Below are 24,378 nucleotides of genomic sequence, written 5' to 3'. Positions count from 1 at the left end.
AAACATTCGTAAAGCCTTGGTAAGGAGGGATGGTAGTCTCTCTTGAATCAAGCCACCAATTCCTGCTCTAGCTTACAACGCAGACAACACAACAATAATGATTACCAGGAATCCAATAAATAAGCTCATTCGATCCCGGGTTGCAAAAATAACCGGATCTTCATCCAGCTGTCCGCGAGAAGCAAGAAGCCATACTCGGCTGATCCATAGAATCATGAGCGGTGCAATCAGCCACAATCGCGTTGGATGCCGATATAAAATCGTTACCTCGTTGCGGCTGATATAAAGAGCAAAAACTACAACTGCCGCATAGGCGCTCGCAGTTCCAAAGGCACGAAGCTGCTCGATATCGGCAATTTGGTATCCCCTGCCATTCGCAGGCGTCTTCCCCTTTTCTCTCAGATTCTCAAGTTCGCTGAAGCGCTTCACCATAGCCAAAGAAAGAAAGAGAAAAAGAGAAAAAGCTCCCAACCAGGCTGAAATCGGCGTATTGGTAGCAGCTCCACCAGCCAGCATGCGCAAGGTATAGAGCCCGGAAAGCAGCAAAACATCTACCAGCGCAACCCGCTTAAGCAAGAAAGAATAGGCCAGCGTGGTAAGCGTATAAAGCAGCAGCATCAGGGCAAAGAGCTTTGGCAGAAAGAGAAGACCGGTAAGGGCCAAGACCATCAGCAAGACGGCTAAGCCTACACCATAAAGCACCGGCATATCTCCGGCAGCAAAGGGCCGAAAGCGCTTACGGGCATGGTGGCGATCTGCCTCTATGTCCAACATATCATTCACGATATAGGTGGACGATGCACAAAAACTGAAGCAGAAGAAGGCGATCAAGGCGGTCAAGATCGTCTGCACAGTGAAAGTATGCGACAGAAGAAAAGGAGCAAAGACCAGGATGTTCTTTGACCACTGCTGCAAACGGATCGTCTTTACCAGCACCTTCAAAAGAGAGGGGCGGTCCTCAAATCGGCGTGAAACCGGAATCTTCCTCAACCGCAGTTGGCTGGTGAGGGCGAAATTGGGATTGGCGACCATCGCCTCTTTAGCGTGCGAGAGCAGTTCTAGATCGGGAGCAGCATTTCCGATATAAGCAAACCCAGTCTCAGGAAACCTCTCCCTGAGCTGATCCAACTTGTTGCCGCCGGTCAGATTCGTCTTTCCGTTGCTGGCCAGCACCCCCTGAAAAATGCCCAGATGGGCAGCCACGCGTTCTGCCAAAACCGTATCCGCCCCCGTAGTGAGATAAAGAGGGCGACCTTTGCGATGTTCGGCAATAAGGTAATCGAGAAGTGGCTGGTTGTAGGGTAAGCGGGTAACATCCGGAAAGACCACTTCCCCCACCTTTGCCTTCAGATTGGCCTTCCCTCCCATTACCCAGTGGGGAATCTGAAGTAAGTGCTCCGGGCTTGAGCGAGCAAGCATCAGGAGGGAATCATAAAGAGTGTCGGACTTGACCAGGGTTCCATCCAAATCCACACACAAAGGAAGCCCGGCCGCGACGGGGGAGCTCGTCTCAGGTGTGGCGAAAGGGACCATAGTCATCTCCTTGTATGAGGAGAATTCGCGCTCAAAAACAGAATTTTCGAGCAAATTCTCCTGTACCTCACTACTTTAGAAGTATGAATCTAGTATAGGTCAGAGGAATATTCCTCCCAAACCGGGCTCTCCCGACTGAAAGAGTGCGTGTCCATGCGTATTCAGCTCTTTAGACTTTTAGGACTGGCGGTCAAGTATCTTCTGGTCTGCGCAGTTGTTCTATATGCAGCAGATTGGAGCATTTTCGAAGTGCAGTTGGTACGGGGGAGAGGAATGGAAAGCGTTCAGGTCGAGCAATATCTGAAAACTCCACTCAAGGGCGAAAAGACGGAATATGACTACATGGGTATTGTAGACAAAGCCTGTTCACGAAGCCTGTTCCCACAATACACGGCAGCAAGCTGGAATCGCCCCTGCTGGTGGCTCAAGAGACATCCCACAGAGTGGCAGTAACACAGAACTGTTTTAGAAGCGTACAAACATCAAGGCCCGGTTGAAGCCGGGCCTTGATGTTTGTACGCATTACTTACAACTGTAGTTCTAATACACGAGCCTCAGGCCAACTTGGATCGTACGAGGAAGATTAGCCTGGGATGTAATCGTTCCAAAAGACGAGTTGGTTGGTGTGAGATTTGGTGCAGCAAACTGTGGATGATTCAGAGCATTAAAGAAATCACCACGAAGCTGCGCGCGTAGTTTTTCTGTGATCCGGCTTGCCTTGACAATGGAGAGATCAAGCGAGTTGATTCCATCCTGCCGGGCATTTGCAACTTGCGAGGGCAACGTACGAATGTGACTACCGGTTACAGGCTGATTCGCTGATTTGGTATCGAATAGAGTGGTATCGAAGGCCTTTTTGACATCGTGGGGATGGACCTGCAAGTCATTCAGGCTTGTCCCCTTGTAGATGATATCTCCCCAAGAAAGCGGTGCTCCTTGTGGTTGGTAGCTCCAGATACCGGTCAGATCCCAACCACTGCTGAGATAATTGAGAACCTTCGTATCAGAGCTAAAGCGGCGGCCTTTACCGAAAGGCAATTGCCAGCTCGCACTCGCAACAAGGTGTTGCGGACGATCATCCGAGCTGATGCGCTTTTCCAGTTTCGTATCTTGGGCATTGAGATAATTCAGCCGGTCTAGCTTCTTCGACCAGGAATAATTCACCAGGAAGCGAATCCCGTGAGACATACGCTTTTCTACGCGAGCTTCCAGTTCATCAAATAGTGAATTCCCAATCGGAGCATTTACTAAAGTGACTCCAGTGAATTGCGGATAAGGTAGGAGAAGCTGCTTCTTCTGAACGGTGGTGCTGTTCAGAGACGTCCCTGGCAACAAACCGCTGAAGGGATTGGCAACCGACGCAGTCAGGTTGTTAATCACAGAAGGATCGCGAACCTGTCCAACATTGAGATAGCTGGTAGGAACACCATCCAAGTCCCTGCTGACACTCAAGTGCACGCCGTGATTACATACATATCCAAGCTCAAAGAGAATTCCATGCGGTAATTCCTGCTGGAAATCGAGATTGGTACGGATGCTGTATCCATTCAGGATCTTATCTGTGTACGCGGTAACCGACTGTCCCAGATAAGTCGCTAGCCCCTTTGAACTGCCCGGCGCCTGTGTTAGTCCAGCAGGAAAGGGATTAGAAAGTGTTGCATATGGGGTCAGATAACCATCTTTCGAAGCTTCCAAAGTTGTTGATTGATTGAATCCCGTCTGCAATGGATCAAGACGGCCGACACTGTCGTTGAAGATTCCGAAACCACCTCGAATCGAACTCTTCGGCGTAGGCGTCCAGGCAAAACCCAAACGCGGACTGAAGTTCCTGAGCTCAGTGCGATAGAGGTTCTTATCCTTCGAATTTGCGAACGTGAGTCCACCACGCAAAGTCGGAAGAGTTACTCCCGGAACGGGGTTCGCCGCATAGGCCGCCTGTACCTGATCGTTGATTGGATTTGTCGACAACGTATCAAAACCATTTACCGATTTGTTATGGCTTTCCGTGGTCGGCTGATCGTGCTCATAGCGCAAACCAAGATTCAATGTAAGTTTCGGAAATATCCGGTAATTGTCTTGAACAAAGAATGCCAGATATTTTGCAGTAGTCGTGGCAGCAGTATTCACATCGAACTGCCCGGTTGTCGGCAATCCCAACAGCATAGAGGCCAACTGCTGTCCTAATCCCGAAGCAGAGGAATTGTCATAGGGACCATTCGTCCAACCTTGACCGGAGTTCAATCCAAACTTATAAAGTCCGCTTGGATTGCCGAAATAGAATACTCCGCCCTTCAGTAGCCGCAGATCCGCTCCGACTTCGACACTATGTTTTCCTGCGGTGTAGTTCACCATCGAGAAGAGTTGGAAGTTGTCAAAGGGCTTGTAGTTTCCCTTGCCGTATCCGAAATCGACAAATCCAGTGCCGCTTGTGACAGGAAATCCTGAACGGGTACTTGCCGCAGCAAGCGACGAGGGGAAGCCCAATTCGGAAAGATCGACCTTCGCCAGAGGACGAGATTCAACATTTCGCGTCCAGTTCAGGCGGTTATTCCACACAAGATTGGCGGTAAAGATATGGACATCATCCAGCGTCGCTCCCCAATTTGTCTGCAGAAGCTTACTGCCGTTTGCTGCGTTGTTGAAGATACTTTTAACCGTGTGATCGCGGTAGTTGTGGCGAAAGGTTCCGAACAGTTTGTTCTTGTTGCTAAGAGTTCCATCGACACGCGCAGTTTCACTATCGAAGCTGTCCGTGCTGTCTCCAGGATAGTAATAGTTGCTGGAACCGTCTGCCAGGCCGCTATGATTCGGTGCCGAAAAATAGCTGGCCAGCTTTTTCCCTACGGCGTTGATCTGCGAGGGATTGATCACGTTTCTCTGCCCTAGATAGGAGACAGGTTGGCGAGCGACGCGAGTCCCGCTTTTTACACCCGAGAAAGGATCGTAGATGGTGTAGCTGGAACCCAGCCCCAAAAGTGCGGAAAAATCGCCATTCTTTTCTGCTTCGGTAGGAACCGTTGCCAGACCCGGTGATGGTGAGTTGGCATTAATTCCTTCAAAGGCAAAAAAGAAGAACGTCTTCTCATGGCCATCATAGAGCTTTGGGAATACGACCGGCCCGCCGATACTGCCGCCGTATTGGTTGTAGTGAGAAACAGGCTTCTTCTGATTGCTTTGTTTCGTAAACCATGGAGTATCGTTCAACGCCGTATTCTGCGCGAATTCGTAGAGCGATCCGTGGAAGGCATTTGTACCAGATTTGGTTACGTGATTGACCGTGCCGCCACTGGTATGTCCATAAGCAGCATCTGCCTGAAACGTTTCGACCTTCACCTGCTCTACAGCATCCATCGGCGGATTGTAGGCAATCGTGCCGCTGGCATTCGAATCGGGAGCGCCATCCATCAATAATTCATTGTTCTTGGAGGCGCCACCGCCCAAAGCAAGGCTCGACGGACCGCTGTCGTCGTAAGGATGATTGAATTGAGGATTGGCCGTACTGATTGAGCCAAACGCCAGTTGTGAAAGGATGAGAGGCGTCCGGCCATTCACCGGCATATTCTCAATATCTTCGTTATTGAGGACCTGCCCCGTCGAGGCCGTAGATTGTTCCAGCAGAGAAGTTTCTGCGGTAACTGTAACTGTTTCAGTACGTTCACCAACCTCCAGCTGAATATCTACGGTGACACGTTCGTTGGCACCAACAATGACGTTGCTGTTGATGAATTGCTTAAACCCTGGAGAAGTGCTCGAGACGCGATACGTTCCCGGCGCAAGAAAGGGAATCGTGTATTCCCCTGCGCTATTCGATTCCGCTTCAGAATTAACTCCGGTAGCGATCTGTGTTGCAACAACACGCACGCCCGGAATAATCGCCCCCTGCGGATCGATAACCCTGCCGGTCATTGTTCCTCTGGATACTTGAGCATGTCCTAGAGCCACTAGCCCGAAGATCAGCAGGCAATAGATGCCTAACAACCTTGATCTTTTCACTCTGAATTCTCCCCTTTCGAAAACCCATAGTTGTTTGGTTGTTCGGTGGCTCGCTTCCATCTCTTTCACACAATCCCAATCACCGCAGGATCATTTCGACAATTCGATCTAGATGGGTTACAGAACACAGCTTGCACACCATTTCTTTTCGCGTGGAATCCTACACGACCATATCTATCGATTGTCAATAGTAACTTTCAAAAATCTTTTTTACAGCCATGAATATGGCAAATATTTTCATAAATACCCAATATTTGCTTGATAAATCGCTAATTTGAAAAATTGATAGCTATGGTTCAATTTGAGTTGTCGGCAGCAGCGATAGAGGCTTTAGAGAGGAAATTCGGCAGGATGAAGTAGGAAATGCAGATTTGATGGGAAACGATACAGTTATCGTTTCCTAAAAACCTCGTGCAACCGCTCTTGAGGAACGGTCGCACGAAGTTTTGTCTTACTTCTGCTGTGCGGTCTCTGCTTTGGTCGGCTTAGCCGTAACTTGCTCGAGTGTTGGCAATTGCGAGCGGTCCCATCCACCACCCAAAGCTTCAATCAGTTGAACTGAAGCCGTTGTACGTTGAATCTCGAGCTGAGCCAACGTCTGTTGAGCCGCCAGCAGCGTATTCTGCTCCGTCACTACATTGATGTAAGGATCGAGGCCGGTTTCATAACGTGTTGTCTCCAAATCAAGTGCAACTTTGGCAGACTCAACCACCCGGTGCTGCTGCTGAATCTGTTCCGTCAAAATTCGCAGAGTAGACAAGGCATCTTCCACCTGCTGGAAGGCGAGAAGGACAGTCTGCTTGTAGGCTGCAAGATCGGCATTATAGGTAGCGACATATTGATTCACGGTTGCCCGACGCAAACCGGCATCAAAGATCGTCTCCGAAACCGAGGGACCAATTGACCAGAAGCGGCTGGGCCAGTCGAGCAAGTGCTTCCAGGTAGAGCTTTCAAGCCCGCCAGTCACCGAGAGTGAAAGATTTGGAAAGTACGCGGCATAGGCAATCCCGATTTGCGCATTCGCTGCTGCCATCGTACGTTCTGCTGCGGCAATATCAGGACGGCGTTCAAGCAACTGCGATGGGAGTCCGACCGGAATAGAAGGTGGAGTGACAAGCATCGGCTTCACTGGAATGGAGAAATCCGAGGCCGACTTCCCGATAAGAGTAGCAATCGCATGCTCAAATTGGGCCCGCTCAATACCCAGGTTTGTAGCCTGGGACTGGGCACTCTCTAGAGCATTCTGGGCCTGAACGACCGCAAGCTGCGTGGTAACACCGGTTTCGTACTGCGCACGCGTGAAATCAAGCGATTTCTGATAATAGCTAACGGTAGTGTCGAGAATCTGTTTGAGAGCATCCTGGCCACGAAGCTCAAAGAAGTAAATGGCCAGATTCGCCTGTTCCGTCAATCGCTCATTCTCGAGATCCGCCGCACTGAGCTGAGCCGAATACTGAGCGCGAGCCACCGTGTTTCGGATTTTCCCCCAGAGATCGGGCTGCCAGGAGACATCTATAGGCAAATCTATGATTCGGCTCTGTCGGCCACCGGAAGTCCCTCCAGCGGAGCCGATAGTATTTTGCAGATTCCCGGAACTCTTGGAACGGCTGTAACTGGGACTCGTTCCCACCGTTGGATAGTACTGTGCACGAGCTTCGTGAATAATGGCCCTCGCAGCCATGAAGTTCTCAAAGGACGTCTTGATGTTTTGATTGTTGATATTGACTTGTTCTTCGAGCGCATTCAACTCAGGATCGTTGTAGATCTCCCACCACTTACCTCGCAACAAAGCATCCTGAGGTTGAGCAACTGTCCAGCCTCCAAGACCTGCAAGTGTCGGATCACTAGAAACAGTTGAACCAGACGACGAAGTAGCAGGAGCATTTGGAGCCGGTGCAGCTGGTGTCTGCTGCGGCACATTTGCCGGGATCTCTTTATATGCAGGCGGAGGTGGTGTCTGTGATGCAGGCGCGTGATATTTGGGGCCCACCATACAGCCAGTTAGCACGCACGCAAGAAGCGCAGACGCCAGGAGACAAAGACGCGATGGAGATTGGAGGCTCATTTTACGTGTGTCGATATCAAATTCTTTCATCTTAGGCCCCGCTATACAGCCTCTTCCGGAACGCTTCCATTCGTAGGAGGAAGTGTGTCGTGCTCTCTCCCCAAGATACGAAGGCGCACACGGTCGAGGAACAAATAGACCACCGGAGTGGTGTAAAGAGTAAGTAGCTGGCTCATGATGAGTCCGCCGACAATCGTGATTCCCAAGGGACGCCGCAGTTCCGAACCAATTCCTGTGCCGAAGGCTAAAGGCAATGCACCGAAGATCGCGGCCATGGTCGTCATCAGAATTGGACGGAAGCGAAGCATACAGGCCTCGAAGATAGCGTCTGTCGTGGTCTTGCCTTCATTGCGCTCGGCAGACAATGCGAAGTCGATCATCATGATGGCATTCTTCTTCACAATTCCAATCAGAAGAATAATGCCGATGATGGAAATAACATTGAGATCCATTTTGAAGAGCATCAGCGCCAACATAGCTCCAACGCTTGCGGACGGAAGCGTCGAGATGATGGTAAGGGGATGCATCATGCTCTCGTAGAGAATTCCCAAGACGATATAGACAGCAAGTAATGCCGTAAGGATAAGAATCGGTTCGCTCGAAAGCGATTTTTGATAAGCCTCGGCAGTTCCGGCAAACAAGCCACGAACAGTATTGGGCATATTCAATCGTTGCTGCATCTGGACAACCTCTCGGGTAGCATCGCTAAGCGACATTCCCGGAATCAGATTGAAGGAGACAGTCACTGAGGGAAATAAGCCCGAATGATTCACAGCCAACGGAATCGCATGCGGCTGCATTTGAGCTACCGCACTGAGCGGCACATTTCCAGCATTTGCGGAATTCAGATAGATGTACTTCAATCCTTCGGGCGTCTGCCAGAATTGCGGAGCTACTTCAAGCACTACGTAGTACTGATTAAGCTGCGTATAAATAATCGAGACTTGCTGCTGTCCAAAGGCACTATAAAGAGCTGAGTTCAGATTCTGTGTCGTAATGCCCAAGCGCGCTGCGGTCGCACGGTCATACGTCAGGTATTGGTCCAGACCACCATTCTGCTGATCGGAATTCACATCCTGGAAGCCGGGAAGCTTACGCATCTCCTGCAAGAGGATTGGGCCCCAATAAGCCAGATCACGTGCACTGTCGGACTGAATGGTGTATTGGTAAAGCGCATTGCTGCTGCGTCCACCAATACGGAGATCCTGTGCCGGCTGCAGAAATGCCGAAGCTACCGGTAGAGCCATTAATTTGGGACGCAATCGACCCAAAATCTGCATCGCGCTCACCTTGCGCTGCTCCAGCGGTTTGAGAGACATAAAGATAAAACCGCCGTTAGCATTACCCTGTCCACCCGTAAAGCTCACCACATTGTCCACAGCAGGATCAGTCTTGATCACCGATACCAATTGGCGAACAGAGTCATTCATCACCTGGAAGGACGCATCTTGCGGTCCTTGAACACCACCGACAATGACACCCGTATCCTGGACAGGGAAAAATCCCTTGGGTATTCTCGTTGCCACCACCACATTCAGTGCCACCACCAGCACCAGCACAATCAAGGTGAGTACGGAATTATCAAGCACCCAGATCAATGACTTGCGATAAATCGAAAGCAGCCAGGCAAAGAATTTATCGCTCCAACGATAGAGAGCACCATGATCGTCGTTATGCGGCTTGAGCAAATGAGCGCACATCATTGGCGTCGTGGTCAGCGAGATGACCATGGAAACGATGATGGCGGTCGAAAGTGTAATGGCGAATTCGCGGAAGAGCCGTCCCACGATGCCGCCCATCATCAAGATCGGAATAAAAACAGCAATAAGAGAAACGCTGATGGAGAATACGGTAAACCCGATCTCCTTAGCCCCCCTTAAGGCTGCGGCATACGGTTCCATTCCGCCTTCGATATGCCGCGAGATGTTTTCCATCACCACGATGGCATCGTCCACCACAAAGCCGGTGGAGATGGTAAGAGCCATTAGCGAAAGATTGTCGAGACTGAATCCCAACAGATACATCACCGCGAAAGTGCCGATCAAAGATACAGGAACCGCAATCGCGGGGATAAGTGTGGCTCGGGGATTACGCAGAAATAAAAATACCACTGCAACAACCAAGCAAATCGAAACTAGCAGAGTCCGCTCAACATCTCGCACCGACGCTCGAATGGTAGTCGTACGATCGAGAACGATAGTGGTATCTATTCCTTTAGGAATCGAAGCTTTTATGGATGGGAGCTGCTTGCGAATATTCTCGACAGTCTGAATGATATTCGCGCCCGGCTGTCGGAAGATGATGATCGGAATAGCCGGCTTGCCGTTGAGATATCCGGCAGAACGCACATTCTGAACAGAATCGGTAACCGTAGCAACATCGGAAAGCCGAACGGCTGTTCCATGCTTATACCCAACAATCAGCGGTCTGTACTCGTCGGCGTATCGAATCTGATCATTGGTAAGAATGTCTGCAGTCGCAATACCGTTTGAAAGTTGGCCACGAGCCTGATGCGAGTTTTGCAGGCTCAGCATCGACTGAATATTCGCCAGCGTAAATCCGTATTGATTAAGCTGTGTGGGATTTACATCCACGCGCACGGAGGGCAAGGCACCGCCGCCGGTAGAAACCTGACCAACGCCCTGTATCTGCGATAGCTTCTGTTGAATGATCGTCGAAGCTTCATCGTAAAGCTTGCCTCGATCATAGATATCCGAGGTAAGGCCAAGGACCATGATTGGAGCATCGGCGGGATTCACTTTGCGGTAACTTGGATTTGCCGGCAGATTCGCAGGTAGATAGGTGCGTGCCGCATTAATTGCCGCTTCAACATCTCGCGCTGCGCCATCGATGTCACGGCTCAACTCAAACTGCAGCGTAATGCTCGTAGTGCCTAGCGAACTTGCTGACGTCATCTCCGAGACACCGGCGATATGACCGAACTGCCTTTCCAGCGGAGTAGCTACGGAAGAGGCCATAATCTCCGCGCTGGCTCCCGGTAGAGAGGCACCAACAGAGATCGTCGGATAATCAACCTGGGGTAATGGAGATACCGGCAGCACATTGAAGGCAAGCGCTCCAGCCAAAGCGATTGCAACCGTCAACAAAGTCGTAGCTACAGGCCGGTAGATGAAGATCTTCGACAGATTCATAGCTAGTCCGCCTGGGCTCCCGGCAATTCCGGAACATTCGGCATAGGCGCATTCGAACGCTTGCGCGAGAACCGCTGCGCAAGCCTGTCAAAGAAGATATAGATAACCGGCGTGGTATACAGCGTCAAAACTTGGCTCAAGAGCAAACCGCCAACCATGCAGATGCCCAAGGGCCGGCGTAATTCTGAACCGATGCCTGTTCCCAGCGCCAGAGGAATTCCACCGAGGAGTGCAGCCATCGTGGTCATCATGATTGGGCGAAAACGTAGCAGGCTGGCTTCGTAGATCGCGTCAGTAGAGCTCTTGCCTTCTTTTCGTTCAGCTTCCAACGCGAAGTCGACCATCATAATGCCGTTCTTTTTCACAATACCGATCAGCAGAATGATGCCGATGATGCCCACCACGCTCAGATCTTGACGGAAGAGAATGAGCGCCAATAATGCGCCAACTCCTGCCGAAGGCAATGTAGAAAGAATGGTAACCGGGTGAATAAAGCTCTCGTATAAGACGCCTAGCACAATATAGACGGTAACCAATGCTGCCACAATCAGTAGAGCTTCATTCGAAAGTGAATTTTTGAAAGATGCAGCCGTTCCCTGAAATTCAGCTTGGAGACTGGCAGGCATATTCAAATCTTTCTGAACCTTGTCGATCTTGGAAATCGCAGTTCCCAAGGAGGCCCGTGGAGCCAGGTTGAAAGAGATCGTTACAGAGGGAAACTGGCCTTGGTGATTGATGGAGAGCGGTGAATTAACACTCTCATAATGCGTAAAGGCACCCAACGGCACGGCATTCGCAGGAGTAGAACTGACAGCGGTACTCGAAGTGGTGCTCTTCGGCGTCAATGCATCGGAAGCAGCGGTCAGCACTCCTGAGCTGGGGGTATACGCGGCACCAGCTGTCGTGGCATTCGAACCCGCCGAAGCCGAACTTGAAGCGGAGAAGGATGTAGAGGCTCCCGGCCCCGAGGTCCCTGAAGCAGCATTAGCCTGGATGTACAAGCTCGAAAGCTTGCTTGGATCAAGCTGAAACTCAGGCAATGCTTCTAAAATCACGTGGTACTGGTTAAGCTGCGTGTACATCGTACTGATCTGACGTTGTCCGTAAGCGTCATACAGGGTGTTATCAATCGTGGAAGGAGCGATTCCTAAACGCGACGCTGTAACACGATCGATCACCATGGAGACAGCTAACCCGCCTGTCTGTTGATCGGTCGCAACATCCTCCAGCTCCGGCAGCTTCTTCAGCTCTTCCACGAAACGATTCGTCCACAGATTAAGTTCAACCGAATCCGGATCTTCAAGACTGTATTGATACTGCGTGCGGCTCACGCGATCATCGACGGTGATGTTCTGGACCGGCTGCATAAAGAGCTTGATTCCTTGAACATCCTGTAATTTGGTTTGCAACCTTCGAATCACATCCGAAGCATTCAGGTCGCGTTCCTCTAACGGCTTCAAATTGATAGAGAAGCGTCCGCTGTTCAGAGTGGTATTCGTTCCATCGGCACCAATAAACGATGTAAGACTCTGCACCGCAGGATCGGCGAGAATCACCTTAGCCAATTCCTTGTGCTTCTCTGCCATAGCAGGAAAGGAGATAGTTTCCGGAGCCTGCGAGATACCCTGAATCACGCCTGTATCTTGTACAGGGAAAAATCCTTTGGGAATGACGATGTACAGAAAGATGGTCAGAACTAAAGTTCCTAATGCCACCATCAGCGTTATGGTCTGATAGCGCAGAACAAACTTCAGAGTTCTTCCGTAGAAGGCAATCATGCTCTCGAAGGCCCGCTCCGAGGCACGATAAAAGCGCGTCTGCTGTTGCTTCGGATCATGCCGCAAGATCCGCGCACTCATCATGGGGGTCAGCGTCAAAGAGACAACTGCCGAAATGATGATCGTAACCGCCAGTGTCACGGCAAACTCACGGAATAGGCGACCTACAACATCTCCCATGAACAGCAGAGGAATCAGCACAGCAATGAGCGAGATCGTTAAGGACAAAATCGTAAAACCGATCTGCTCTGCACCTTTCAGCGCCGCCTTTAATGGCTCCTCGCCCTCCTCCAGATAGCGGGAGATATTCTCGATCATGACGATGGCATCATCGACCACAAAGCCGGTGGCAATGGTGAGAGCCATCATCGAAAGGTTATCGAGGCTATAGCCCAGCAGATACATCACGCTAAGAGTGCCGACGAGAGAGATAGGCACGGCAATAGCGGGAATAATCGTAGCCCGGATACTACGCAGGAACAGGAAGATGACCAGGACCACGAGGACAACCGTGAGCATCAACTCAAATTGCACATCGGCAACCGATGCCTTGATGGGCACCGTGAGGTCCGTCATCTGGGTTACGCGAATCGTAGCCGGTAGGTTAGCTTCCAATTGAGGCAGGATGGCCTTGATGCTCTTTACAACGTCGATAGTATTGGCGCCGGGCTGCCGCTGAATATTGAGAATTACAGCGGGGCTCTGGTTCATCCAGGCAGCCTGCTTGTTGTTCTCAATTCCATCGACAACACTAGCAACATCCTTCAGGACAATCGGTGCGCCATTTCGATAGGCCACAACGATGTTTTTGTATTCGTCGCTTCGCCGCAGTTGATCGTTCGCATCGATCTGATAATTCTGCCGAGGACCATCGAAATTGCCCTTTGCGGAATTCACACTCGTCTGGATAAGTGCTGTACGCAACTGCTCAAACGTGATGCCGTAGGAAGCAAGTGCAGTGGGGTTGGCCTGGATACGAACCGCAGGCTTCTGACCTCCGCTGATACTTACCAAACCGACACCGCGGAGCTGTGAAAGCTTCGGCGCCAGACGGGTATCGACCAAGTCCTCTACTTGAGAGAGTGGAAGCGTGTCAGAGGTAATAGCCAGAGTAAGAATCGGAGCGTCGGCAGGATTGGTCTTGCTATAGATAGGCGGTGTCGGCAATACACTGGGCAGATAACTCTGCGAGGCATTGATTGCCGATTGAACCTCTTCTTCCGCAACATCGATATCGAGGCTCAAATTGAATTGCAGGACAATGACGGAGGTTCCTCCGGAACTCGTCGAAGTCATCTGGCTCAGGCCTTGCAATTGTCCGAACTGCCGTTCGAGCGGCGCAGTAACCGTAGTAGCCACAACATCAGGACTCGCACCAGGGTAGAAGGTAAGGACCTGAATCGTCGGATAATCGACCTGCGGCAGAGCAGAGGTCGGCAACTGCGTATAGGCAACGATGCCTGCCAGCAAGATAGCAGCCATCAACAGAGAGGTGGCTACCGGTCTGAGAATAAATGGACGTGATGGACTCACTGGGCACGGCTCCCGCGCGTGTTGGCGGGTGGATTTCCTTTAGAGATGACTACCTTTCCATTCGGCTGCAACTTCTCGAAGCTGCTGTTGGCAACCACGTCTCCGGGTTCAATACCTTGAACCGCAGTCATCCCCGCCTCTGAAGCACCTGATGTAACGTTTTGGAGGTGCGCAACATCATCCTTGAGAACATAGACGAACGTGAGCTGGCCATTATGCTGAATGGCAGAAGTAGGAATCAGCGTTACATCCTTGAGCGTGTTCACCAGTAACCTGGTGTTCACAAACTGATTCGGAAAAAGTTCGCCGTTCTTGTTATCAAAGAGAGCACGCAGCTTGACAGTGCCAGTAGTCGTATCAATCTGATTATCGATGGTCTGGAGTTTGCCGCTGGTTATCTTTGTTTGCGCCGACCGGTCATAAGCATCCACGGGAAGTTTATTTCCATGGCGAAGCTGAGTCTGGATTTGCCCTAAAGCATCCTCGGGAATAGTAAAAATCACCGTAATCGGCTGCTGTTGCGTAACCACAACCAGCGGAGAGGTGCTATTAGCCTGCACCACATTGCCAGGGTCTACGAGACGCAGGCCTACTCGTCCGCTAAACGGAGCAGTGATATGGCAGTAGGAAACCTGTACACGGTCATATTGCACCAGACCTTCATCGGCTTTGACGGTGCCCTCATCCTGCAATACCGTCTTTTCCTGATCGTCCAGAACCTGCTTGGCAATCGCATTCCGGGCCCAGGCTGCGCGATAGCGCTCCAGGTCCATCTTTGCCTGCTGCAGGATATGAGTATCTTTCTCCAAAGTCCCTTGTGCCTGGGCTAACTGCGCCATAAAAGGACGAGGATCGATATCTACGAGGGGATCTCCCTTACGGACCAGCTGTCCCTCGTGATAATGAACAGCCGTGACCATTCCCGTAACCTGGCTGGTAACAGAACTAGTATAGACGGGCGTTACCGTTCCAATTGCTTCTTGATAAATCCCGATGTCACCCTTGATTGCAGTGGCAGGAATTACCGTAACCGGTCCAGCCATCATCCCGCGCCGCCCCATCTGGGCAGCTGCTTGCGGAGTATTCTGATGGCGCAAAACCAGAGCAAAGAGTCCGGCAAAAACCAGAAGAACCAAACCCCATACGATAATTTTCCAGCTCAGCGAGCGGTTGGGTTTGGAGTGAGAGGACAAGCTATAGTCGTCTGGTCGATTCGGTGAAACAGGAGAATTTTCTTCCATCTCAATCTTTTTGCGATGGCGGCCTTTTCTGACAGAATCACCAACGCGCTCCTAAATTAAGCCCGTGTCGGGTCACTTCTACAATAGTAGTAGTTGTTGTAATTAAGGTTGACGAATTTCCTGAAGAGAAAGACCCACCCACATTCCTTTGGCAATAACGGTGGCGGAAATTGCCCGGAGGGGAATACGTCAAGTGACCGAGAATGGGGCAAAGGATCTAACCACTGTTTAAGAAGACGCACAGCCCCAGAGGTAAGTTGCAATTGGCGCAATAATTTGCAGATTTATGCCGAACAGGTCATGGTAACCCCGCCAGCGGACTTGCATATTAAAGAAATCTCCTGATGCCGCCTTGGGCAGGTAGGTAACCATCTTCGTTGTAGAGCTCGCATTTTCAATTACCGATATCAAAACCACTGCAATCAAGCCCCAGACCCATGACTATTTTTCATGTCCGGAAATGGGCACGCCTAAATACAAAAGGGCAGCTAAATGCTGCCCTTTTTGTAACTCTCATAGAAACACTATTTCGCGAGTGCGCTTTCCAACGCCTCCACCGAATATCCCATCCCCTTCGGCTGCCGATAGGCATTGCACAAGTACTGCTCTAACATGCGATTGGTGTTAAAGAAGGAGCCATTCTGCGTGATGGTACTGCGCATGATAGCGGCCCAACGCTGGGAATCATGCTTGTAGATCGGCACAATATGCTGCTCCAGCTTACGATAGAGCGAGGCAGCTTCTTCAGCATCGCTGGCGCCATTTTCAATGGCCCACCCGGTAACGCCTTCGATGCAGCCTTCAATCCACCATCCATCAAGGATACTCAAGCTGGGAACGCCATTTAACGCTGCCTTCATGCCGCTGGTTCCCGAGGCCTCGTAAGGCCGCCGCGGGGTGTTCAGCCAGATGTCGACACCGCTCGTTAACAGTGCACCCAGTTCCCAGTTGTAGTTCTCCAGATAAACGATCTGCAGCAGATCCGAACGGTATTGGCTGGCCAACTCGACAACCCGGCGAATCAGAGCCTTACCCGGTTCATCTGCCGGATGAGCCTTACCTGCATAAATAACCTGGAGTCCTCCGCACTGATTGGCAATACGAACAAGGCGCTCCGGCTCGGTAAAGAGCAAATCGGCACGCTTATACGTCGCAGCACGACGGGCAAATCCAAGGGTCAGAAGAGAAGGATTCAGCCGAACTCCAGTCCGCTTCGCAATTTCGTCGAAGAGGATCTGCTTGTTTTCGGCATGTGCGCGAACGATCTCGTCTTCGGGAATCGAGATCACATAGCGCAGCTGATAGTTATCCTGCCGCCAGCGCGGGATATGGCGATCGAAAAGTTGCTGGAAAGAGTTTGCTGTCCACGTAGTCGCATGAACACCGTTTGTAATGGCATCAATCGTGTTCCCCGGAAACATCTCCCGGGAGACAAAACCGTGCTGCATGGCAACGCCATTCACAAACCGCGAGAAGCGCAGGGCGATATACGTGACATTCAACAGACCTTCGTGGCAACAGCCCAAACGCTCAAGCGTCGATGCCCGGCTGCTCCCGAGAATACGGTGCGCCTGCTCCATCGAAAAACGATCATGGCCCGCAGGAACCGGTGTATGGGTGGTGAAGACGCAGAGCTGACGAACCATTTCCACGTCCCGTTCCGTCACGGACTCAAGCGGACGATCACCAATCTGTCGCTCGAGCAGCGCTACGGCCAGTAACGCAGCATGGCCTTCGTTCAGATGGAAGACACTCGGATTCAGCTCCAGTGCCTCAAGAATTCTGGCACCGCCAATACCAAGCACTGTTTCTTGTGCAAGGCGATAGTTGGTATCCCCACCATAAAGATGGTCGGTTAGCGCACGATCGCGGGGATCGTTCTCTTCAAGATCCGTATCCAGCAGATAAATCGGCACGACATGGCCGCTCACGCCCTCAAGGTCATAACGCCAGGCACGAACATGTACTGGACGACCCTCGATGTTAATGACAACGCGCGGTTCTTCTTCCGTAAGCAGTTGTTCCGGTGCCCAACCCTGCTCTTCTTCCGACTGCAGCCCCTGAGGATTCAGGTGTTGGCGGAAATACCCCTTCCGATGCAACAAGGTAACGGCAACCAGGGGAAGTCCCATATCAGCCGCTGAACGCAAGGTATCGCCGGCTAGAACGCCCAAGCCACCGCTGTAGGTGGGCATGCGTGGGTCAATGGCAATTTCCATTGAAAAATAAGCGACAACACCATCCAGGTTCGCAAGATCGGGAAAAAATTCACTTATTGTTTTTGAAGACTGCATCGGAATCGATTCTCCACTTTTAGCAGCGTCATTCTCTGTGGGTTTACCGCAGAGTAACCGCTGTAGTCCAAAACCGCCCCTTCATTACCAACACAGAATTGCTCCCTATGTGGTGGAGGGGTCCCTTACTTTATCGGTTCACCAACGTATTGGAATAGTTTTGGAGTCAGTAACCGCATTCTAGCAAGATGCCAGTCGTTCCCTAAGCAAATTTACTGCTTCAAAAAAGGCCCAGATGAATGGGCCTTCAGTGAAGTCTTTGCTTTACTTAACCGGAATCTCTAACTGATGCGCACCTGCAGATGCTTGACAGATATAGACATCCGGGTCGATGGAGGTTTTGCTTCGATATCCCTGGCGAAGAGCTTCAGCGAAAGATGACGCAAATGACTTTTCCACAAGGTTTACTGTGCAGCCACCCCACCCTCCGCCAGTCAGACGTGCGCCGATGAGTCCAGGTTGTCCACCTGCCAGTTCGACCATCAAATCTGCTTCCTGGCAGCTGGCCTCAAAATCGTCACGATAGCTGACGTGCGCCTTAGCCATCAGCCTTCCGAGCTCCTCAAGATCACCCCGGAAAAGCGCATCTGCGGCAGCAACGGCGCGATTGCTATCCGTAACAACGTGGCGAGCTCGCTTGAGAACGTTTACAGGCATTTCAGAGCCCCAGCGGTCCAGATCTTCAACTGTCGCGTCTCTGAGCTTCTGGATCTCCTTGCGATGCCCTTGCAGAATTCGTGTGGCCTCTTCTACCTCTGCACGACGTGTGTTGTAATCGCCCCCGGCGATTGAGTGCTTGATCATCGTATTGGCAATCACAATCGCAACATGCTCAGGAAGTGGTGCAAGCCGGTAGCTCAGATCTCGGCAGTCCAGTAGAAGAACATGGTTTTCCTGACCGCAGCTGGAGATGAATTGGTCCATGATGCCGCACTTCGCTCCGACAAACTCGTTCTCGGCACGCTGACACAAACGGGCAATTTGAGGCGGAGTATAAGAGTGGTCCAGAAGACTGAGGATAGCCGTCATCGTCGCCACTTCGACCGATGCCGAAGAACTCAGACCGGAACCAAGAGGCACATCGCCGCTTAAGGTAAGTGAGAATGACGGCAGCTTAAACCCTTCGCCCTGGAGAACCTTGATTACACCCATCGGGTAATCGCTCCAATGACTCGTCTTCTCGGAGGGCAGTGCCTTCAAATCCCAGGCTCGTTCTTCTGTAAAGTTCTCCGCATAAATCACAATCTGCCCGTCATTCCGAGGACTGATTGCGGCTATCGTCGAGAAATCGATCGCTGCCGGCATAACAAATCCATCAGCGTAATCGGTGTGCTCTCCAATTAGGTTTACGCGGCCAGGCGCAGAAAAGAGAGTAGGTTCAACATGAAAACGGTGAAAATGGCTATTGCGAATTTGTTCGGGATTCTTCATCTTCTTTATCTCTTTGGGTTAGCGCCTAAAGGTAAAAGGCTAATGGTTAGCGGCCAGCTCTCCGATTGACCGGGTGTTAGCGAATGAGCCCATTGGGCTCCCTGTGCTAGAGAATCAGCAGGAGCCATACACGGCTCCAATGCCACACAATATTGGCGAACATCGTGTCCTGCCGGCCATCCGCCATAGCAGAGCCATAGACCCAGATAAGGGGTCGTGGCAGGATTGAACTTTACTTCTACGCGAAGATCTTTCTGAAGACGTTCCAGAGCACACCAGCCGCTATCGGGCATGGAAGCAAACAGCTTGTCACCTATTCCATCCGAGGCAGCTCCGGCAATGCTGAGATCGGTTGCCCCTCCGTCACCGGTCTTCGCAACCGACCAGGAGCACGTCTTGCCTTGCAGACGTCCGCTGCCCGAACCCTCGATTGAAAGCTCCTTGACAGCAGATGGCAGAACGATCCGGTCCCCAGCATCTACGGTAAAGAGCGGATGGGCGGACCATAGGTAAGAACAAGGAGTCATCCCGGTGTTCTTCACTTCATAGAGAAGATGCACTGCATTCTTTTCCAATCGAATCCGCTTCCGGAAAAGAATCGGGAGAGAAAAACCTTGTGCCTCCAGAAGAATTTCGTTTGGCCCCGTCTGTTCCCAGTTCCAGGAAATTCTCCAGAAATCGCCATGATCGGGAACCGAGATCTTTCCCGCAGGAGTATCGATCTGACAGGCAGCAACAGAAGGGAGACATTCGTCAAAACCACTGGCATCGCTTTCCTCAAATCCCATCTCACGCGTTCTGGGAGCATAGGGCGCCAAAGGTTGTTGTAGTAGCTCGATCCCGGCATAACGGAGAGAAGACAATTTCGCACCCAAAGCGGGTAAAACCTGAAGCGAGAGGGGGCCATCGCTCAAGATAACGTTTTCATTCGAAACTGCTTCTGTAACTCTCAAGATGACTCCTAAATCACCAACCGAATTTCCCCCGGAACCTCTACAGCTCTTTCTTCTCATTCCAGAGGCAAGCTACATCCGGCGGCTCATTCATCCAAAAGTGAGCTGACATCAGGACCCCCATCCCAATTCTCACTTTTATTGTCCATACAACAATATCCAAATCTAAGCGATTTCCCTGGAGAAAATTATTATCTTTTCTTTCGACTCTCAGGCGCCTGTGCGCCCCATCACTATTCTGAGTCTTTCCTGGAGAATCACTCCCTCAAATTCAGGATTTTATGGCACGGTCGAAAACACGCTCGGCAAATTGTGCCTTCCCGGAGCAGGAAAATACCTCAAGCTATCGTACCGTATTACGGTATATATCACGAAACATATGTGACAGGCGTCATAGACGCTTATCTCGTATTCCGATCAATTTTTTCATCGCAACTGCCCAAATCTGCTAGACTAAAGGCGCGTTAGAACCGAACCGGGCAAGTGCAGTTCTCGCCCTCTTCCCCGTTCCGACAGCCGGTCTTGGATCGAATCTGTAGAAACGGGATAGCAAGTTTCTGCCAGCTGTGGCTCCGATTCACTCCAGCGCAATTCAATCCAGGAAAAGCAACATCATGGAACAAGGTACCGTAAAGTGGTTTAACGACGCGAAGGGCTATGGCTTCATCTCGCGCCAGAACGGCGAAGATGTCTTCGTGCACTACTCCGCCATCAACTCCAATGGCTTTAAGAGTCTGCAGGAAGGCCAAGCTGTGCAATTTAACGTCGTAAAGGGACCGAAGGGTTGGCAGGCTGCAGATGTTCAGCCTCTATAAGCTGGAAGGAATCGTTACGATCACCAAAGAGAAAGGGCGGGATTAATCCCGCCCTTTCTCTTTGGAACCAATTTAAGACTTCGCAGCTTTTTCCAAAGCATCGCAGGCCAGACGCAATGCCTCTTCTCCGGAGATCTGACGACTGACCGCCAAGGCCCGCTCTCCGTACGTTGGATCTTCAAGAAGCTGCCGAATCACTCGCGTCGCCCGTTCCGCCGTGTAGTGCTTGCGCGGAATAGTCTGGGATACCCCCAGGCGCTTCATTCTTCGAGCGTTATCGGGCTGGTCGTGACTATAAGGCATGATGACCATGGGTTTTCCTGCCCGCAGAGCCTGGGCGGTAGTACCGACCCCTCCCTGGTGCACAATCAAAGACGCCCGGGGAAAGATCTTCGAATATGGCGCATAGTTCGCAATACACAGATCCTTGGAGGGTCCGCAGCTTGGTATGTTTCTTGGATCGGAGCCAATGAGCAAAACCGCGCGACGACCCAGTGCCTTTGCGGCCAAGGCACTCTGCTGGTAGAAATCCCCCGCCGTTAGAACTGCTGCCGAGCCCAGAGTAAAGACCAGGGGAGGCTCACCCTCCTGCAAAAACGCTTCGAGCTCCGGCGTCAGGTCGTGACTGCCGGTATCTTCGTCATAGAACACGAAGCCGGTCTGTAAGGCCGAGGAAGGCCAATCCGGTTGGGGCTTGCCCAAAATCGACGCAAATATCGCCAGAGCCAGTCGCGGAGAATGCTTGGCATCGAAAATAGGATCTGCTCCCCTTCCTAATCCCACCTCCGCCCGTAACCGGTAAATCGGCTCCGGCCAATTCCGGGTCGTCCAACGTGCCACATGAGCTATGACATGGCCAAAGCCAGGAACAAAAGATTCGATTGCAGCCAAGGCCGGATAGGGTGGCAGCACCGGGGGATCATAGGCCGAGAAAAAGGAGATCGGCGCTAATACATAAGAGGCCCAGGGAATGCCGGTCACTTCCGCGACGATCGGTCCGGCATACACCATCTCTCCTATTAATATGAGGTCGGCGCCCGGACCCGCTTTCACGGCTGCCAGCAGGTCCTCATAGGTCTCTCGCAACTTCGGGAAAAGGAACTCACGCAAACCACGTTCTGTTCCTTTCTTAAGGTCGTAGATCATCTCTGCCAGGACATTATCGGTTGCGTCGATATCCGGCCGAATGGCGTGAAATTCCAGACCGAGAGATTCCACCTTGATGCGATAAAGATTCGGAGCTGCCAGAACTGGAGAATGACCCCGGCGCTTTAGCTCCAGCGCCAAGGCAATCAGGGGGTGGATATCCCCGTACGTACCAATATTGGTTAGAACGATCCGCAAGGCATTCCTTTTCTTAATGTTATCTCTCTCGCTCTAGTTGAGAGGAAATGCACCCGCTTCGAATACGCGAAACCGTCGCTCAAGCTCCCATTGTTGACGGGCTTTTTCACTGCTATCCAAAAACTTCTGGCAGGCAGCAGCTGGCTTTTCCGCTCCCAGAGCTTGCTGTGCGCATTCCGGCTGGGGATTGCGGAAGTTGTCTTCAGATCGCCAGAGGCTTTTCCCTTGAAGGAAATTGTGCTCAAGACCGGTACGAACCATATCTTTCAAATCGGAGTAGCTCAAATGAAACTCCATGACCGCACGGTCATACTCGTGCGTTAAATCGATCCTGGAAACGCCCTCATCGTCGGTGGAAAGGGCCACCGGAACATGGAACTTTCTATAGAGCGGGAGGGGATGATCCTCCCCCTTGATACCCAAGATCACGTCGTTACTGGTCAGATTAATTTCAACCATGACATGCTTTTCAGCCATCTCTTTGAGCAGATCGTAAGGACGGTTTTCATACATCACGTCGACGCCATGGCCGATACGGAGGGCATGTGCCTTCTCAACGGCTTCGCGAATGTGGAAGCTCAGGCCGTCAGGAGTCACCATCCCCGGAGAGAGCTCTCCGGCATGAAGGCTGATCTTCACTTCGGGATAGACCGAGTGCAGATACTCGATCATCCGCATGTGTTCGCGATAATCGTTCATCGCGGTATAGTTGTCTTCCGGCTGAACATAATTGATTCCGACAAAGCTCTTGTTCGCCGAAGCTACTTCGAAGCCCAGCAATGTTTGGGCAAAGACCTGTGCTTTTGGGAAGGCGCGCAGTACCTGATAGAGAAACCGTATTTCAACTTTGGCAGCAGGAGTCGCCTCCGGAGTGCCACAGTGCTCAAGACGGCAGCGTATCTCTTCTGCATCCTTGATCTCTTGCGTGGCAACAGCCACATCATCCTTTAAACCCGCATCGAGGAGCGCCTTGCGAAACTGCGCCAGGTCCGAGTTATATCCGATCTGTTTTGCCAGAGCTGCCGTGTGACCGAAGCCCGGGGTCACCATCAGCTCCAGATACTGCTCATTCTGCGCGGCGGCGCGGGTAGCCACCTCATCGATCCACTCGCCGGTATGTGTCTTACTGGTGCCGGAGAACTTGTCGAAAGTATCGAAGAAGTGATCGTGCCCAGAGATTCCAGTACTGGGAACAAATGTCCTCATAGAAAAGGAGTCGATCAACTGGTCATAGAGGTGCTGATTCGCGGTGACACTCTTGGCGCTAACCTTTCCTTCTCCGCACCCGCCGTTCACCGGTTTTGCAAAGCTGAGGGTCTGAGGATCGACACACAGGCCATCCTCTCCAGCAGCACGGAGGAACGATTCGGCATAAACTGCTCCGGAAAGGTGTACATGGAGGTCGGCTCCTTTCGGCATAGCCGCCATGAAGGCATGAACCGCCAGAGGTCCTTGCTTACGAGCTGCTTCAAGTGCACGTTCGGCGCGGGCTTCGGACGTCGGCGAGACTTTACCGACAACGGGGACCGGCTGCGCAACTCCAGAAGAAATACAAGCCAGGGTCAGCAAAGATCCCAATACCCACTTACACCTTACGTCCGCCAAAAATTTCACCGTCTACCTCGTCCTTCCGAATTTCACACCTAGATTTGCAAATCTCAGGTGATCACAACTATAGCCGAGTGGCGTTGAGTTTTCGTTTATGGAATATCTTCGATTCGGAGATCAACCGGATATTTTCGTCTTCGAACATAGGTCCACATTGCGAAGGGGGAGAGCCGTCCCTCTGGAGGACACCGGATAAACGATGTTTCGTCACAGCCGATATGGAGTTGTTCGTCTTATCTCTGGAAGGATCTATCCGGATCCACGCCAGCGAAGCACGAACAAATTCGCTGTTTGACAGAGGCAGAAGTGTTTACGAAACGGATGATATCAATCTGCGGGGCCGGAATGGCCGGATTTTTTCTCGGCGTAATGTCGGGACACCAAACAACAGTCAAAGCTGAATCGAACAGGATCTCTGTAGACAAAGTTTCACTTTATGGAGGCAGTTATATCTCCGGTACCGTCGTAGGATTCTCCTGTGTACCCCAAAAGGATTCGGAACCCGCTTGTTATATAGCCTACAAATAGCCTGGGGAGGAATATCCCCAGGAATTTGCGATGGCAGCCGGCTATGGCAGATTTGTTGAATCTGTAGTTTTCCACAGCATCGGATCGGAACAGGTTCCACGCTCGAAAAT

The 24,378-nt window shown here is 51.5% G+C and carries 13 protein-coding genes; 2 read left to right on the top strand and 11 right to left on the bottom strand.

What is annotated here, in order from left to right:
- Positions 1 to 72: 72 nt before the first annotated feature.
- Positions 73 to 1,533, bottom strand: coding sequence for a UbiA family prenyltransferase (locus AC6I7T_RS17545; RefSeq protein ID WP_497788688.1), 1,461 nt, complete (start codon positions 1,531 to 1,533; stop codon positions 73 to 75).
- 147 nt (positions 1,534 to 1,680) lie between these two features.
- Between AC6I7T_RS17545 and AC6I7T_RS17540 the strand changes: the two genes are divergently transcribed.
- The gene (locus AC6I7T_RS17540; RefSeq protein ID WP_497788687.1) at positions 1,681 to 1,986 is read left to right on the top strand and encodes a hypothetical protein; all 306 of its coding nucleotides are present in this window, start codon (positions 1,681 to 1,683) and stop codon (positions 1,984 to 1,986) included.
- Positions 1,987 to 2,073: 87 nt separating this feature from the next.
- On the opposite strand, the gene AC6I7T_RS17535 is transcribed toward AC6I7T_RS17540, so the two are convergent.
- From AC6I7T_RS17535 to AC6I7T_RS17500, 8 genes are all read right to left on the bottom strand, one after another.
- Complete coding sequence (locus AC6I7T_RS17535; RefSeq protein WP_497788685.1) at positions 2,074 to 5,526, bottom strand: TonB-dependent receptor; 3,453 nt, start codon at positions 5,524 to 5,526, stop codon at positions 2,074 to 2,076.
- A gap of 451 nt (positions 5,527 to 5,977) precedes the next feature.
- Positions 5,978 to 7,621, bottom strand: coding sequence for an efflux transporter outer membrane subunit (locus AC6I7T_RS17530; RefSeq protein WP_497788683.1), 1,644 nt, complete (start codon positions 7,619 to 7,621; stop codon positions 5,978 to 5,980).
- Between the two features lie 11 nt (positions 7,622 to 7,632).
- The gene (locus AC6I7T_RS17525) at positions 7,633 to 10,743 is read right to left on the bottom strand and encodes a multidrug efflux RND transporter permease subunit (protein ID WP_497788682.1); all 3,111 of its coding nucleotides are present in this window, start codon (positions 10,741 to 10,743) and stop codon (positions 7,633 to 7,635) included.
- A 2-nt stretch (positions 10,744 to 10,745) separates the two neighbouring features.
- Positions 10,746 to 14,054: an efflux RND transporter permease subunit gene (locus AC6I7T_RS17520; protein WP_497788680.1), complete on the bottom strand. Its 3,309-nt coding sequence runs from the start codon at positions 14,052 to 14,054 to the stop codon at positions 10,746 to 10,748.
- A complete protein-coding gene (locus tag AC6I7T_RS17515; protein ID WP_497788679.1) occupies positions 14,051 to 15,295 on the bottom strand; it encodes an efflux RND transporter periplasmic adaptor subunit in 1,245 nt (414 codons plus the stop codon). The genes AC6I7T_RS17520 and AC6I7T_RS17515 overlap by 4 nt, the downstream gene beginning before the upstream one ends.
- A gap of 524 nt (positions 15,296 to 15,819) precedes the next feature.
- Entirely contained in the window at positions 15,820 to 17,589 is a 1,770-nt protein-coding gene (gene glgP, locus AC6I7T_RS17510; RefSeq protein ID WP_497788677.1) for an alpha-glucan family phosphorylase, read from the bottom strand.
- A 264-nt stretch (positions 17,590 to 17,853) separates the two neighbouring features.
- Positions 17,854 to 19,020, bottom strand: a complete 1,167-nt coding sequence (gene galK, locus AC6I7T_RS17505; RefSeq protein WP_497788676.1) for a galactokinase — start codon at positions 19,018 to 19,020, stop codon at positions 17,854 to 17,856.
- 5 nt (positions 19,021 to 19,025) lie between these two features.
- A complete protein-coding gene (locus AC6I7T_RS17500; RefSeq protein ID WP_497788674.1) occupies positions 19,026 to 19,973 on the bottom strand; it encodes a hypothetical protein in 948 nt (315 codons plus the stop codon).
- A 614-nt stretch (positions 19,974 to 20,587) separates the two neighbouring features.
- Here AC6I7T_RS17500 and AC6I7T_RS17495 point away from each other — a divergent pair.
- Positions 20,588 to 20,788, top strand: a complete 201-nt coding sequence (locus AC6I7T_RS17495; RefSeq protein WP_129207301.1) for a cold-shock protein — start codon at positions 20,588 to 20,590, stop codon at positions 20,786 to 20,788.
- Positions 20,789 to 20,860: 72 nt separating this feature from the next.
- Here AC6I7T_RS17495 and AC6I7T_RS17490 read toward each other — a convergent pair whose 3' ends face one another.
- Positions 20,861 to 22,132, bottom strand: a complete 1,272-nt coding sequence (locus AC6I7T_RS17490; protein WP_497788672.1) for a glycosyltransferase — start codon at positions 22,130 to 22,132, stop codon at positions 20,861 to 20,863.
- 33 nt (positions 22,133 to 22,165) lie between these two features.
- Positions 22,166 to 23,746 (bottom strand): adenosine deaminase family protein, encoded by a 1,581-nt coding sequence (locus tag AC6I7T_RS17485; protein WP_497788670.1) that lies wholly within the window; start codon positions 23,744 to 23,746, stop codon positions 22,166 to 22,168.
- Positions 23,747 to 24,378 lie beyond the last annotated feature (632 nt).

It is taken from the genome of Humiphilus diazotrophicus (genome assembly GCF_059726315.1).
Note: the sequence above shows the minus strand (reverse complement) of the source record. Positions and strands in the feature narration are given on the sequence as shown.